This window comes from Streptomyces sp. NPDC000151, assembly GCF_040301705.1.
Lineage (GTDB): Bacteria > Actinomycetota > Actinomycetes > Streptomycetales > Streptomycetaceae > Streptomyces.
On sequence record NZ_JBEPFC010000083.1, the window covers coordinates 16,408 to 30,166 of the forward strand.

Here is a 13,759-nt window from a genome sequence, read left to right on the forward strand (position 1 = left end):
CCGCCACCAGGGAGTGTCCACAAGACACCCACCAGCCCAGACGTGCTCAACACTGCAAGGAGCCGCACCTGTGAGCAGTGCCGACATCTCTCCCGACGCCGCCCAGCAGACCCCGCGCCCCGGGGCCGCCGACACGGCGGACGCCGGCAACGGCGCCCTGCGCGCCGACATCCGCCGCCTCGGCGACCTGCTCGGCGAGACCCTCGTACGCCAGGAAGGCCCCGAGCTCCTCGATCTGGTGGAACGTGTACGCGCCTTGACGCGTACCGACGGCGAGGCAGCCGCCGAGCTCCTCGGCGACACCGACCTGATCACCGCCACCAAGCTCGTGCGGGCCTTCTCCACGTACTTCCACCTCGCCAACGTCACCGAGCAGGTGCACCGCGGCCGCGAGCTGCGCACCCGGCGCGCCGCCGAGGGCGGCATCCTCGCCCGCACCGCCGACATGCTCAAGGACGCCGACCCCGAGCACCTCCGCGAGACCGCGGCCCACCTCGGCGTACGCCCCGTCTTCACGGCGCACCCCACCGAGGCCGCCCGCCGCTCCGTCCTCACCAAGCTCCGCAAGGTCGCCGAGCTGCTGGAGACCGCCGACACCGGCGACCGCCGCCGCGCCGACCTCCGCCTCGCCGAGAACATCGACCTGATCTGGCAGACCGACGAGCTGCGCGTGGCGCGCCCGGAGCCCACCGACGAGGCCCGCAACGCCATCTACTACCTCGACGAGCTCGGCCTCGGCGCCGTCGGCGACGTCCTGGAGGACCTGGCCGCCGAGCTGGAGCGGGCCGGCGTACAGCTGCCGCCCGGCACCCGTCCCCTCACCTTCGGCACCTGGATCGGCGGCGACCGCGACGGCAACCCCAACGTCACCCCCCAGGTGACCTGGGACGTCCTCATCCTCCAGCACGAGCACGGCATCACCGATGCCATGGAGCACATCGACGAGCTGCGCGGCGCGCTGTCGAACTCCATCCGCAACTGCGGCGCCACCGAGGAACTCCTCGCCTCCCTCCAGCAAGACCTGGAACTCCTCCCCGAGATCAGCCCCCGCTACAAGCGGCTGAACTCCGAGGAGCCCTACCGCCTCAAGGCCACGTGTATCCGCCAGAAGCTCGTCAACACCCGCGAGCGCCTGGCCAACGACACCCCGCACGTCACCGGGCGTGACTACCTCGGCACCGGCGAGCTCCTCGACGACCTCGCCCTGCTGCAGACCTCGCTGCGCGAACACCGCGGCGGCCTGGTCGCCGACGGCCGCCTGGAGCGCACGATCCGCACGATCGCCGCGTTCGGCCTCCAGCTCGCCACCATGGACGTCCGCGAACACGCCGACGCCCACCACCACGCCCTCGGCCAGCTCTTCGACCGCCTCGGCGAGGAGTCCTGGCGCTATGTCGACATGCCGCGCGACTACCGCCGCAAGCTCCTCGCCAAGGAACTGCGCTCGCGCCGCCCGCTGGCCTCCACCCCCGCGCCCCTGGACGCGGCCGGCGCCAAGACCCTCGGCGTCTTCGAGACCATCCGCAAGGCCAAGGCCACCTTCGGCCCCGAGGTCATCGAGTCGTACATCATCTCCATGTGCGCCGGCTCCGACGACGTCTTCGCCGCCGCCGTCCTCGCCCGCGAAGCCGGCCTCATCGACCTGCACGCCGGCTGGGCCAAGGTCGGCATCGTCCCCCTCCTGGAAACCACCGACGAGCTGAAGATCGCCGACCAGCTCCTGGACGAGATGCTGTCCGACCCCTCCTACCGACGCCTCGTCGCCCTGCGCGACGACGTCCAGGAGGTCATGCTCGGCTACTCCGACTCCTCCAAGTTCGGCGGCATCACCACCAGCCAGTGGGAGATCCACCGCGCCCAGCGCCTGCTCCGCGACGTCGCCCACCGGCACGGCGTACGGCTGCGCCTCTTCCACGGCCGCGGCGGCACCGTCGGCCGCGGCGGCGGCCCCTCCCACGACGCGATCCTCGCCCAGCCCTACGGCACCCTCGAAGGCGAGATCAAGGTCACCGAGCAGGGCGAGGTCATCTCCGACAAGTACCTCGTGCCGTCCCTGGCCCGCGAAAACCTGGAACTGACCGTCGCGGCCACCCTGCAGGCCTCCGCCCTGCACACCGCGCCCCGCCAGTCCGACGAGGCGCTGGCCCGCTGGGACGCCACGATGGAGAAGGTCTCGGACGCCGCACACGGCGCGTACCGGCGCCTGGTCGAGGACCCGGACCTCCCGGCGTACTTCTTCGCCTCCACCCCCGTCGACCAGCTCGCCGAGCTGCACCTCGGCTCCCGGCCCTCCCGCCGCCCCGACAGCGGCGCGGGCCTGGACGGCCTCCGCGCCATCCCGTGGGTCTTCGGCTGGACCCAGTCCCGCCAGATCGTCCCCGGCTGGTTCGGTGTCGGCACCGGCCTGAAGGCCGCCCGCGAGGCCGGCCTGGACTCCGTACTCGGCGAGATGCACGAGCACTGGCACTTCTTCCGCAACTTCCTGTCCAACGTCGAGATGACGCTGGCCAAGACCGACCTGCGGATCGCCCAGCACTACGTCGACACGCTCGTCCCCGACGAGCTCAAGCACGTCTTCGACGTCATCAAGGCCGAGCACGAGCTCACCGTCCAGGAAGTCCTGCGCATCACCCGGGAGAACGAGCTGCTGGAGGCCAACCCGGTCCTCAAGCAGACCTTCCGCATCCGCGACGCCTACCTGGACCCGATCTCCTACCTCCAGGTCTCCCTCCTCGCCCGCCAGCGCGAGGCCGCCCAGCGCGGCGAGGAAGCCGACCCGGTACTCGCCCGGGGCCTGCTGCTCACCGTCAACGGCGTGGCGGCGGGCCTGCGCAACACGGGCTGACCTCACGCGAGCGCCGGACGGGCGGAAAATCCAGCCCGTCCGGCGCTTGCGGACAAAGGGGCCGGCGCTTGGCGCCGGCCCCTTCTTCACAGCGTGAAGAAGGCGGCGACCAGCAGAGCGGCGCCCGCAAGCCCGACGGCCCACGCCGTCCGCCGCATCCGCAGCCCCCCGGCCACCACCAGCGAAGCCAGCAGCATCGCCCCGCCCAGCGGCGCCCACGCGTACAGGATGCCGCCCGGACCCGTACGCACCGCATGATCCGTACCGGGCTCCACCGTGACCTCGACCAGCTTCCCCTTCTCCGGGGCCGCCGCCTCCGCGAGCACGACCTTCGCCCGCCGCTTCCCGTCCCCGCCCGTTGGCACGTACGGACCCCAGCAGCGCTCCTCGCCGCACGACGCGACCGTCATCGTGCCGCGCTCCTTCGCCTGCACCAGCATCGCGTACTGCGCCGCGCTCCACGACGTCCACGCACCGGCCACCAACAGCAGCAGCGCGAGCAGCGCCATCAGCGCGTTCTTCACCACGAGCAGCGCCCCGAAGGCGCTCTCACCCGCCCGCCGGGTCCGGCTCCGCTTCTTGGTCCGCGTCGTACTGGTCCTGGACATGGCCGCGATCCTTGGCCATCCCCGCACACCTGGTCAACCTGAGCGGAACGCTTCGTCAGCCGTCGTCCCGCCCTGTCCGGCTCAGGAGTTGTACGCGCTTTGCGCCCGTTCCAGCCCCTCTGTGACCAGCGCCTCCACCGCGTCCGCCGCCCGGTCCACGAAGTAGTCCAGCTCCTTGCGCTCGGTGGACGAGAAGTCCTTCAGTACGTAATCCGCCACCTGCATCCGCCCCGGCGGACGCCCGATGCCGAACCGCACCCGGTGGTACTCGGCCCCCATCGACTTCGTCATCGACTTCAGCCCGTTGTGGCCGTTGTCCCCACCGCCCAGCTTCAGCCGCAGCACTCCGTAATCGATGTCCAGCTCATCGTGGACCGCCACGATGCGCGACACCGGCACCTTGTAGAAATCCCGCAGCGCCGTCACCGGACCACCCGACAGGTTCATGTACGACGACGGCTTCGCCACCACCACCCGCCGGCTCCCCGGCCCCGGAGGACCGATCCGGCCCTCCACCACCTGCGCCCGCGCCTTGTGCGCCTTGAACCGGCCACCCATCCGCTCCGCCAGCAGATCGGCGACCATGAACCCCACGTTGTGGCGGTTGCCGGCGTACTCGGGACCAGGATTCCCCAGCCCCACCACCAGCCACGGGCCCGCCGCGTCCTCACTCACAGCTGTACTCCTGTACGTCAGAAAAAACCGCCGCCCCGCTCGCAACGAACGGGACGGCGGCGGAAGAACCGGTGACGGTGACCCGTCAGAGGTGGTCCGAGGCTCAGGCCTCGGCGCCCTCCTCCTCGGTGCCCTCGGCGGGGGCCTCGGCCTGCGCGGCCACGACCTGCACCACGACGGCGTCGTCCTCGACGTCCAGGGAGACACCGGCGGGCAGCTTGACGTCCTTCGCCAGCACGGAGTCACCGGCGTCCAGGCCCGCAACCGAGACGGTGACCGACTCGGGGATGTGGGTGGCCTCGGCCTCGACCGGCAGGGTGTTCAGCATGTGCTCGAGCAGGTTGCTGCCCGGCGCCAGGTCACCCTCGACGTGGATGGGAAGCTCGACGTTGACCTTCTCGCCGCTGCGGACCAGCAGCAGGTCGACGTGGTTGATGATGCCCAGACGGATCGTGGCGCGCTGCACGGCCTTGGGGATCACCAGCTCCTGCTTGCCCTCGATGTCCAGGCTGATCAGGACGTTCGAGTTCTTCAGGGCCATCAGGGTGTCGTGGTGCGGCAGCGCCACGTGGCGCGGCTCGGCGCCGTGACCGTAAATGACGGCGGGAACCTTGTCCTCGCGACGCAGACGGCGGGCGCTGCCCTTGCCGAACTCGGTACGCAGCTCGGCGGAAATCTTGACCTCGGCCATAATGCACTCCTCGTAGTACTGAACGGACCTGCTGACCGTCACCCGGCCCACGACAGACCTGCTACGAAGAGCGCGTCGATAACGGACCGCCGTACCAAAAAGTACGGCCTCCCTCGCCGAGCAACTCCGTGAGTCTACCCGGCGGGGAGGCCGCCCCAGAAATCGATCTACGTGAGATACGTGAGATACGTCAGAGCAGTGCTCACTGCTCCTCGAACAGGCTCGTCACCGAGCCGTCCTCGAAGACCTCACGGATCGCACGGGCGACCGTCGGGGCCATCGACAGCACCGTGATCTTGTCCAGCTCCAGCTCACCCGGAGTCGGCAGCGTGTTCGTGAACACGAACTCGCTGACCTTCGAGTTCTTCAGACGATCGGCCGCCGGACCGGACAGGATGCCGTGCGTGGCCGTGACGATCACATCCGCCGCACCGTTCGCGAACAGCGCGTCAGCGGCCGCACAGATCGTGCCGCCGGTGTCCACCATGTCGTCGACCAGGACACACACGCGGTCCTTCACGTCACCCACGACCTCGTGGACCGTGACCTGGTTCGCCACGTCCTTGTCACGCCGCTTGTGCACGATCGCCAGCGGCGCGTCCAGCCGGTCGCACCAGCGGTCGGCCACCCGCACACGGCCCGCGTCCGGAGAGACGACCGTCAGCTTGTCCCGGTCCACCTTCGCGCCCACGTAGTCCGCCAGCACCGGCAGCGCGAACAGATGGTCCACCGGACCATCGAAGAAGCCCTGGATCTGGTCCGTGTGCAGATCCACCGTGACGATGCGGTCCGCACCCGCCGTCTTCAGCAGATCCGCCACCAGACGCGCCGAGATCGGCTCACGGCCGCGGTGCTTCTTGTCCTGACGGGCATAGCCGTACGAGGGGATGACCACCGTGATGCTCCGCGCGGAAGCCCGCTTCAGAGCATCGATCATGATGAGCTGCTCCATGATCCACTTATTGATGGGAGCCGTGTGGCTCTGCATCAAGAAGCAGTCCGCACCACGCGCCGACTCCTGGTAACGGATGTAGATCTCACCGTTCGCGAAGTCGAAAGCCTTCGTCGGGACCAGGCTGACACCCAGCTGGTAGGCAACCTCCTCCGCCAGCTCGGGGTGGGCGCGGCCGGAGAAGAGCATCAGCTTCTTCTCGCCGGTCGTCTTGATCCCGGTCACAGCAAATCTCCTTGCCAAGCTCTCAAACATGAGGGCGCTTTGCGTGCGCCGACCACGTTGCGTGCGCTTATCACGGTACGCCCCGCACGGCGCACCCGTTGCCCGGTCACTGCTCGCCCTCACTCTCCTGGCGAGCAGCCGAAGCGGCCTGCGCGGCGGCGCTTCCCGGTCGCTTACGAGCGACCCAACCCTCGATATTCCGCTGCTGACCACGCGCGACAGCCAGCGAACCCGGGGGCACATCCTTGGTGATCACGGAGCCCGCCGCGGTGTACGCGCCGTCCCCGACCGTGACAGGAGCCACAAACATGTTGTCCGACCCCGTCTTGCAGTGAGACCCCACCGTCGTGTGGTGCTTCGCCTCACCGTCGTAGTTCACGAAGACGCTCGCAGCACCGATGTTGGTGTACTCACCAATCGTCGCATCCCCGACATACGAAAGATGCGGCACCTTCGTGCCTTCCCCGATCTTCGAGTTCTTCATCTCCACATACGTGCCGGCCTTCGCCTTCGGGCCCAGCTCCGTACCCGGCCGCAGATACGCGTACGGACCCACGCTCGCCCCCGGCCCGACCCGCGCCCCGTCCGCCACCGTGAAGGACACCACAGCGCCCTCGTCGACGTACGTGTCCGCCAGCCGCGAATGCGGACCCACCTCCGCGAACGCCCCCACATGCGTACTGCCCAGCAGCTGCGTACCGGGGTGCAGGAGGGCATCCGGCTCGAACGTCACCGTCGCATCCACCCACGTCGACGCCGGATCCACCACCGTCACGCCACTGAGCATCGCGTCCCGCAGCAACCGGTCGTTCAGCAGCCGGCGCGCCTCCGCCAGCTGCACACGGTTGTTGATCCCCAGGATCTCCCGGTGATCGGCCGCGACCGCCGCACCCACCCGGTGCCCGGCCTCCCGCACGATCCCCAGCACATCCGTGAGGTACTCCTCGCCCTGGCTGTTGTCCGTCCGCACCTTGCCCAGCGCCTCGATCAGCAGCCGCGCGTCGAACGCGAACACGCCGGAGTTGATCTCCCGGACCGCCCGCTGCGCGTCCGTCGCGTCCTTGTGCTCCACGATGGCCGTCACGGCGCCGGTCGCCTCGTCCCGCACGATCCGGCCGTACCCGGTCGCGTCCGGCACCTCGGCCGACAGCACGGTGACGGCGTTGCCGTCGGCGGCGTGCGTCTCGGCGAGCGCGGTGAGGGTGGCGCCGGTCAGCAGCGGCGTGTCGCCGCACACGACGACCACGGTGCCGTCCAGCTCCACACCCGGCGCACCGGCCGCGCCGGATCCCCCGGAGGTCAGCTCTTCCAGCCCCATGCGGACGGCGTGCCCCGTGCCGTTCTGCTCGTGCTGCACGGCCGTACGGACGGACGCGTCGATCTCGCCGAGATGCGCGGTCACCTGCTCGCGGGCATGGCCCACGACCACGACAAGGTGTTCGGGGTCCAGCTCACGGGAGGCGGCGACGACGTGGCCGACGAGGGAGCGGCCGCAGATCGCGTGCAGGACCTTCGGGGTCGCCGACTTCATGCGGGTGCCCTCACCCGCTGCGAGAACGACGACGGCTGCCGGGCGGTTGGCGCTCACGGGGATGCCCTTCGGCTTCTTGGCTACTTCGGGTGGTGGACACCCGAAGGATACCGGTGCGTATTGCAGCCGAAACGCGGACGGGTCCCGACCTCGCGGTCAGGACCCGAACTTTTAGGCTCCCGGGGGAGGACTCGAACCCCCATGATCAGAACCAAAATCTGACGTCTTGCCCTTAGACGACCCGGGATTACCCTTGTGTCCGTTTCTCTGCTCGTGGATCACGGACGCCCCCTACTATGCCGTACCACCAGCCTTCGATGCGACGGTACAGATCGGCTCCTTGTCGCACTCGGATCGCCAGGCAGCCTCGGTACCCCTGGCCGGCGTTCCGTCGGACCGTCTTCGGGTTGTGCTTCTTGAGCGTCGTCTTGCCGAAGGTGGACACGTCGGTGCCGACCAGGTCCGCCCAGTACTGTTCCGCGGCGGCCACGTCGGCCGATTCGTGGATCAGTAGGCGGAAGTGGAGCCTCTCGCGCTCAACGCCCACGTGCTCCAGCCACGCGAGGTGGACCCGGATCACATCAGGGTCGCTGTTGATGAACTCGACGGCCTCGCTCAGGCGGTACGGCTTGCTCTTCACGCCCTCGGCCCAGTAGAGGGCGGCCCCGGCGATGAGCAGCTCACGGTCGGTCAGTCCGCCGATTTCCTGGGTGGCGGCCGCCTTCGTCCGCTGTCGTTGCGCGTCGCGGACCGCCGATTCGTGCTCCCAGCGTTTGCGGGCTGCGAGCTTCGCTTGTTCCGACGGTTCCCGCCGGCGCCGTTCCGGCTTCGGGAGATCCCGTACCCACAGGGAGATCGAGCTCTTCGAGCAGCCCAGCTCCAGTTGGATCTGGTCGTAGGTCATGCCCTGCGAGCGGAGCTCGCGGGCTCGGGCGCGGAGGTCGTCCTTCGCGTTGGGGTGGCGCCGGGGCCTGCGAGGAGTCACCGCCTTGTCGCGCAGGGACTCGAAGTCCGTGTGGGTGTTTGTCACAGTGCAAAGCGTCACGCCAGGTGGTGGACAGATGTGCCGAAAATGTGGGTCATTCGCTGCTTCGAGGGAAAGTCGCAGGTACTGGTCCGTAACGGGCGAGCTGCATGGTGGTGGGCGTGGCCGGAAATTGGGGGCGGGCGCCCGTAGGGTGGGCGGTATGACCGCGACGGGGGTAATGGGCGCCGGGGGCGTCAGGGGTGCGCCGGGTGGCGGGCCATGGTGGTGGGAGCGCCGCCGCAGCGCCGCGTTGGACGTGTGTCTGGCTGTCGCCTCGACGGTGGAGTGCGTCCTTGAGGGGGTGCAGTTCGCGCAGGAGTCCCGGCTGCCGATGGCGGCGGGGATCGCGCTCGGGCTGCTGGTCGGCCCGGTGCTGCTGTTGCGCCGCAAGTGGCCGATTGTCGTCGTACTGGTGTCGATCGCGGTGACGCCCGCGGAGCTGGGCGCGCTGCTGGGGATCGTGGGCCTGTACACGCTGGCGGCGTCGGACGTGCCGCGGCGGTTCACGGTGTTGCTGGCGGGGATGTCCGTCATCGGCACGTTGATCATCACGATCCTGAAGATGCAGCAGGACGTGGCGTCGCAGGAGGACTTCGACCCGCCGTGGTGGTTCGTGCCGTTGGTGTCGGTGGCGCTGGGGCTGGTGCTGACGGCGCCGCCGGTGCTGCTGGGGCTGTACGTGGGGGCGCGGCGGCGCCTGGTGGAGAGCCTGCGGGAGCGCAATGACGGCCTGGAGCGGGAGCTGATGCTGCTCGCGGAGCGCGCGGAGGAGCGTGCGGAGTGGGCGCGCAATGAGGAGCGGACGCGGATCGCGCGGGAGATGCACGACGTGGTGGCGCACCGGGTGAGTCTGATGGTGGTGCATGCGGCGGCGTTGCAGGCGGTGGCGCTGAAGGATCCGGAGAAGGCGTCGCGGAACGCGGGTCTGGTGGGGGACATGGGCCGGCAGGCGTTGACGGAGCTGCGGGAGATGTTGGGGGTGCTGCGTACGGGGGAGGGTGCGGCGGCGTCGGCGCGGGTGTCGGACGAGCCGGAGCGTCTGGTGGCGGTGGCGTCGAAGGTGTCCAGGGTGTCGCAGGCATCGGAGTCGTCGGAGGCGGCGCAGGCGGCGGGCGCGGCGGGTGCGGCCGGGGCCGGGTCCGGAGGGGTGCTGTTGGACGGTGCTCCGGGGGCGGTGCGGGCGCGGGCCGCGCGCGGTGGCTCGGCGTCAGCGTCGGTGTCGGGGGCGGAGGCCGAGGGGGAGGGGCCGTCGCTGGTCGAGGTGGCGGCGCTGGTGGATCAGTCGCGTGCGGCGGGCACGGTGGTGGAGCTGTCGGTGGAGGGGGAGTCGCGGGCGTACGGGCCGGGGGTGGAGCAGACGGCGTTCCGTGTGGTGCAGGAGGCGCTGACGAATGTGCACAAGCATGCGCCGGGGGCGCGGGTGCGGGTGCGGCTGGCGCATCGTGAGGGGGAGGTCGCGGTGCAGGTGGAGAACGGTCCGTCGGAGGGCGGTGCGGCGGACGCGGGTCTGCCGAGTGGGGGGAACGGCCTGGTGGGGATGCGTGAGCGGGTGTCCGGGCTGGGCGGTGTGTTCGTGTCGGGGGCGACGGAGGCGGGCGGCTTCCGGGTATCGGCGGTGCTGCCGGCGGGCGGTGGCGGGGGCGGGGAGCGGTAACGACGCGGTCGTACGCGGGTACTGCACGCCCGCACGCCCGCACGCCCGCACGTTCGGAGGCACGCGAGGCGAGGCGCACGCCGGCCCGCCCGCGCACCCGCCGGCCCCGCCCGGCCCGGTAAGGCCCCCGTCAGCCCGTCGCCCCCGTCAGTCCGTCGCCACCGTCAGGCGGGTCGGGCGGGTGCCCAGTACGAGGGTGGAGAGGGCCTGGTCGATGTCGTGGCCGAGGTACCAGTCGCCGGTGTGGTCGAGGCTGTAGACGCGGCCTTCGGCGTCGATGGCGAGGGTGGCCTGGCTGTCGGCCTCCCGGCCGAGCGGTGCGACCTGGGTGTCCAGGGCGCGGCCGAGGTCGCCGAGGGTGCGGGCGAGGTGGATGCCGTACAGCGGGTCGATCTCGAAGGGCGTGGGGGCGATGTGCCGGCCGGGTCCGGGTGCGCTGATGCGGAGGGTGCCGAATTCGGCCCAGGCTTCGACGGCGGCGGGGAAGACGGTGTGCCGGTGGCCGCCGGGGGAGGCGTACTCGCGGAGGGCGTCGGCCCAGCGTTCGGCCTGCTTGATGTCCCAGTGGCCGGGTTGCCAGCCGGCTTCGTGCAGGGCGGCGTCGACGGCGACGGGGAAGCGGGTGGTGTCCCCGGCGGCGCGGTCGTACGCGGTGGTGGAGGGGGGCGATGGGGTCATGGTGCGGTTCAGCTCCCTGCCGCGGAGAGGCCGACGGGCATGACGCCGAAGAAGGCCAGGAGTGCGTCGCAGGAGCGGCAGGGCGCGGCGTAGTGGCCGTGCTGGGGGTCGCCGTCCTCGCGGATGTGGCGGGCGGTGAGTTTTGAGTGTTTCAGGGAGCGCCGGGCCTCGCCGTTGGTGAGCGGTTTTTTGGACTGGCGTTTGGAGCGGTTGGCTTCGACGGCGGTGAGGTGCCGGGAGAGCAGGACGGCTTCCGGGCAGCGGCCGGTGAAGCGTTCGCGCTGTGCGGTGTTGAGGGTGTCGAGGAAGTCCTGGACGAGCGGGTGGAGCGCGGGGGGCTGTTCGGACTTGCTCGCGGTGCAGGTGAGGGTCTCGCCGCGGACGGAGAGGGCGGCGGCGACGGTGGGGAGGATGCCGTCGCGGCGGTGCCGGAGTGTGGGCGGCCCTTCGTTGTCGGCGGTGGCGCTCCAGCCGATTCGTGGGTCGCCGGTGGGGTGCGCGGATGACGGCGCGGTGCCCTGTTCGGTGCTCCCTGCGCCGGTTCCTGAGGCGGCCCGTGCGGCGGACTGTGCGGTGGTGCTCATCGGTGCTTTCCCTCCCTGCATCCCCCCGTCTGCGGGGGTCAGCCTGCCAAACGCGCTGGGTGTTGCGGAAGTCGGGCATGCCCTGCGGGTGTCACGGGTCGGTGCCGGTCCTTGTCACCGGTCTGTGACAGTCGGCCGGTCGGGGGTGTGGTGGCACAGATGTACGAGGGTGTGGTGGTGCGGGTGTGACGTCCCGAAAATGCGCTCGGCGGGCGGCCGGTGCGTGGCCGACGGACGGCCTGTGGAGGCGGGCGGGGGCGGGGATGGGGGTTGCCGTAGCGCTTAGGCTGTGCGGCAGTAGCCAGTTCCAGCCAGGGGGCAACCGCCATGACGACAGGTCGGCTCGGGCAGAGCGCCGCGCCACCGAACACGGCCTACGCCGGGCAGGTCGTGCATTTCCCGGACCCGGTCCGGGCCGCGCGCTTTCCGCGGGGTGTTCGGGTGGACGGTTCGGGTTTTCCGGACTTTTCTCCGTATGCGCGGGCGGCGGCGGAGATCGCCGAGCCGCCGGAGGGTTTCGGGGTCGACGAGTTGCGGCTGACGGACTTCGTGTCGGCCAACGCCGCCCTGCACGGGGAGGGCCACGAGCTGTGGGAGGACGTGCCGTCGGTGGCGACGCCGCACGGCTGGACGTGGCACCACGTGGCGGGGACGCGGCGCGTGGAGCTGGTACCGGTCGAGGTGAAGGCGCTGCTGCGGCACCACGGCGGGCTGGCGACGGCGGCGGTGGACCACGAGAAGCGCGGGACGCGGCCGTTGCAGGAGACGCGGCCGACGCACTTCGGGCTGCCGCACCGTGACGTGTCGGTGCCGGAGGACGCGGTGCTGCAGGCCGAGGAGGCGCTGGGGTACCGGCTGCCGGGCGCGTACCGGGCGTTCCTGAAGGCGGCGGGCGGGTGCGCGCCGGTGGGCGCGGCGCTCGATCCGGAGCTGGGGCTGCTGGTGGACCAGCCGTTCTTCACGGTGCGGGACGACGCGGCCGTGAACGACCTGGTGTACGTGAACAAGTGTCTGCGGGACCACTTCACGAAGGACTACCTGGGCGTGGGGTTCGTCCAGGGCGGTGTGATCGCGGTGAAGGTGCGGGGGGACGCGGCCGGTTCGGTGTGGTTCTGCGCGTACGACGACGCGCGGGACCGGGACGGCTGGTCGGTCCAGGAGCGGGTGGAGCGGCTGTTGCTGCCGTGCGGCGGGGACTTCGACGAGTTCCTGGAGCGGCTCGCGGGCAATCCGCCGGAGCTGGAGACCGTGGCGAACCTGATGGTGGACGGCGGCTTCGCGCGCGCCGTTCCGGTGGAGGGGTGACGGCGCGATGGTGACGTTCGCGCAGGCGCAGGAGCGCGCGGAGCGCTGGGTCAACGGCGAGGTGCCGGCGTACCAGCAGCGTGAGGTGCGGGTACGGGAGTTCGGGCTGGGCTTTGTGGCCTGGGCGGAGGACCGCGAGGGCGGGCCGGCGGTCGGCGGTGGCCGGCAGCGGCTGGTGATCGCCCGGGACAGCGGGGAGACGACGCTGTGGCCGGGGCTGCCGGTGGGTGAGGTGATCCGGCGGTACGAGGAGGAGTACGGCGCGGTGCCGGAAGCGGCGCCCGCGCCGGAGGTGCCGCGGCAGCGGATCGATCTGGAGCAGACGTCGTTCCTGCTGACGCCTCCGGAGTGGCTGCAGGAGGCGGCGGACGCGATCGGCATTCCGGAGCGTGGGGCGGGGTCGTCTGGGACGACGGGGTCGCAGGGGACGCCGGGGACGGAGACACCGAAGGCGGAGACGTCGGGAGCGGGGACGTCGGGGGCGCAGGCCGCTGCCGTGGAGCCGCCTGCCGCGCCGTCGCCTGTTGAGCAGCCTCCTGCCGCGCCGGCCCCCGTTGAGCAGCCTCCTGCCGCGTCGGACGCCGGTGCGGTCGCGGAGGACGAGGCGCCCGCTTCCTCCAGTACGACCTCCGGTACTTCCGCTCCCTCTTCCGGTACGTCCGCCGCCCCCTCCTGGGAGGGCACGGACATCACCGCGGACGACGACGGCGACGACCGGTCGGTGGGGCTGCCCGCGACCGTGTTCGCGCCGCCGCTGAGCTTCGACGAGGACGCGGAGCAGGGCTCGGCGCAGCATTCGGTGCGCCCGGACGCCAAGACCGAGCTGCTCCACGGGGGCAGCCAACTGCCGCCCACGGCGATCGCGCCGGCCATCGAGGACCCGGCCGCCGGTCCGCCCCCGGGCCCCGCGGCTCCGGCCGCTGCCGCGCCCGGTCTGTCGGACCTGCCGCCGCCGTCCGGCCCGCCTGTGACGCACCTGCCGCC

General features: G+C 71.0%; 12 protein-coding genes and 1 tRNA gene. 4 read left to right on the plus strand and 9 right to left on the minus strand.

Annotated elements, in window-relative coordinates:
- Nucleotides 1-70 precede the first annotated feature (70 nt).
- Entirely contained in the window at nucleotides 71-2,845 is a 2,775-nt protein-coding gene (gene ppc, locus ABT381_RS22280; RefSeq protein WP_467754532.1) for a phosphoenolpyruvate carboxylase, read from the plus strand.
- Between the two features lie 86 nt (nucleotides 2,846-2,931).
- Here the strand turns inward: ppc and ABT381_RS22285 are convergent, their stop codons facing one another.
- The 7 genes from ABT381_RS22285 to ABT381_RS22315 form a co-directional block, all read right to left on the minus strand.
- The gene (locus ABT381_RS22285) at nucleotides 2,932-3,453 is read right to left on the minus strand and encodes a hypothetical protein (protein ID WP_351597047.1); all 522 of its coding nucleotides are present in this window, start codon (nucleotides 3,451-3,453) and stop codon (nucleotides 2,932-2,934) included.
- A gap of 81 nt (nucleotides 3,454-3,534) precedes the next feature.
- The gene (pth, locus tag ABT381_RS22290; protein WP_351597049.1) at nucleotides 3,535-4,128 is read right to left on the minus strand and encodes an aminoacyl-tRNA hydrolase; all 594 of its coding nucleotides are present in this window, start codon (nucleotides 4,126-4,128) and stop codon (nucleotides 3,535-3,537) included.
- A 103-nt stretch (nucleotides 4,129-4,231) separates the two neighbouring features.
- Nucleotides 4,232-4,819 carry a 50S ribosomal protein L25/general stress protein Ctc gene (locus ABT381_RS22295; RefSeq protein ID WP_351597052.1) on the minus strand — a complete coding sequence of 196 codons (588 nt, stop codon included), beginning with the start codon at nucleotides 4,817-4,819 and terminating at the stop codon, nucleotides 4,232-4,234.
- A 202-nt stretch (nucleotides 4,820-5,021) separates the two neighbouring features.
- On the minus strand, nucleotides 5,022-5,996 hold the full coding sequence (locus ABT381_RS22300; protein ID WP_351597055.1) for a ribose-phosphate diphosphokinase: 975 nt from the start codon (nucleotides 5,994-5,996) through the stop codon (nucleotides 5,022-5,024).
- Nucleotides 5,997-6,102: 106 nt separating this feature from the next.
- Complete coding sequence (glmU, locus tag ABT381_RS22305) at nucleotides 6,103-7,584, minus strand: bifunctional UDP-N-acetylglucosamine diphosphorylase/glucosamine-1-phosphate N-acetyltransferase GlmU (protein ID WP_351597058.1); 1,482 nt, start codon at nucleotides 7,582-7,584, stop codon at nucleotides 6,103-6,105.
- Between the two features lie 119 nt (nucleotides 7,585-7,703).
- A tRNA-Gln gene (locus tag ABT381_RS22310) sits at nucleotides 7,704-7,774 on the minus strand.
- Complete coding sequence (locus ABT381_RS22315; protein WP_351597061.1) at nucleotides 7,775-8,557, minus strand: hypothetical protein; 783 nt, start codon at nucleotides 8,555-8,557, stop codon at nucleotides 7,775-7,777. It abuts the tRNA gene before it with no gap.
- Between the two features lie 157 nt (nucleotides 8,558-8,714).
- Here ABT381_RS22315 and ABT381_RS22320 point away from each other — a divergent pair, with 157 nt between their 5' ends.
- The gene (locus tag ABT381_RS22320) at nucleotides 8,715-10,208 is read left to right on the plus strand and encodes a sensor histidine kinase (protein WP_351597064.1); all 1,494 of its coding nucleotides are present in this window, start codon (nucleotides 8,715-8,717) and stop codon (nucleotides 10,206-10,208) included.
- A 147-nt stretch (nucleotides 10,209-10,355) separates the two neighbouring features.
- On the opposite strand, the gene ABT381_RS22325 is transcribed toward ABT381_RS22320, so the two are convergent.
- Nucleotides 10,356-10,886 carry an SUKH-3 domain-containing protein gene (locus ABT381_RS22325; protein WP_351597067.1) on the minus strand — a complete coding sequence of 177 codons (531 nt, stop codon included), beginning with the start codon at nucleotides 10,884-10,886 and terminating at the stop codon, nucleotides 10,356-10,358.
- 8 nt (nucleotides 10,887-10,894) lie between these two features.
- A complete protein-coding gene (locus ABT381_RS22330) occupies nucleotides 10,895-11,470 on the minus strand; it encodes a YwqJ-related putative deaminase (protein WP_351597070.1) in 576 nt (191 codons plus the stop codon).
- Between the two features lie 327 nt (nucleotides 11,471-11,797).
- Between ABT381_RS22330 and ABT381_RS22335 the strand changes: the two genes are divergently transcribed.
- The gene (locus tag ABT381_RS22335; protein WP_351597072.1) at nucleotides 11,798-12,775 is read left to right on the plus strand and encodes an SMI1/KNR4 family protein; all 978 of its coding nucleotides are present in this window, start codon (nucleotides 11,798-11,800) and stop codon (nucleotides 12,773-12,775) included.
- Between the two features lie 7 nt (nucleotides 12,776-12,782).
- Nucleotides 12,783-13,759: SUKH-4 family immunity protein (locus ABT381_RS22340; RefSeq protein WP_502965714.1), on the plus strand; the 977-nt coding region annotated here is incomplete at its 3' end.

Excerpts from the sequence above, each read along its gene's own strand:
- ABT381_RS22285 (WP_351597047.1), bottom strand. The coding sequence starts at position 3,453 with ATGTCCAGGACCAGTACGACGCGGACCAAGAAGCGGAGCCGGACCCGG.
- ABT381_RS22295 (WP_351597052.1), bottom strand. The coding sequence starts at position 4,819 with ATGGCCGAGGTCAAGATTTCCGCCGAGCTGCGTACCGAGTTCGGCAAG.
- ABT381_RS22320 (WP_351597064.1), top strand. The coding sequence starts at position 8,715 with ATGACCGCGACGGGGGTAATGGGCGCCGGGGGCGTCAGGGGTGCGCCG.
- ABT381_RS22325 (WP_351597067.1), bottom strand. The coding sequence starts at position 10,886 with ATGACCCCATCGCCCCCCTCCACCACCGCGTACGACCGCGCCGCCGGG.
- ABT381_RS22330 (WP_351597070.1), bottom strand. The coding sequence starts at position 11,470 with ATGAGCACCACCGCACAGTCCGCCGCACGGGCCGCCTCAGGAACCGGC.
- ABT381_RS22335 (WP_351597072.1), top strand. The coding sequence starts at position 11,798 with ATGACGACAGGTCGGCTCGGGCAGAGCGCCGCGCCACCGAACACGGCC.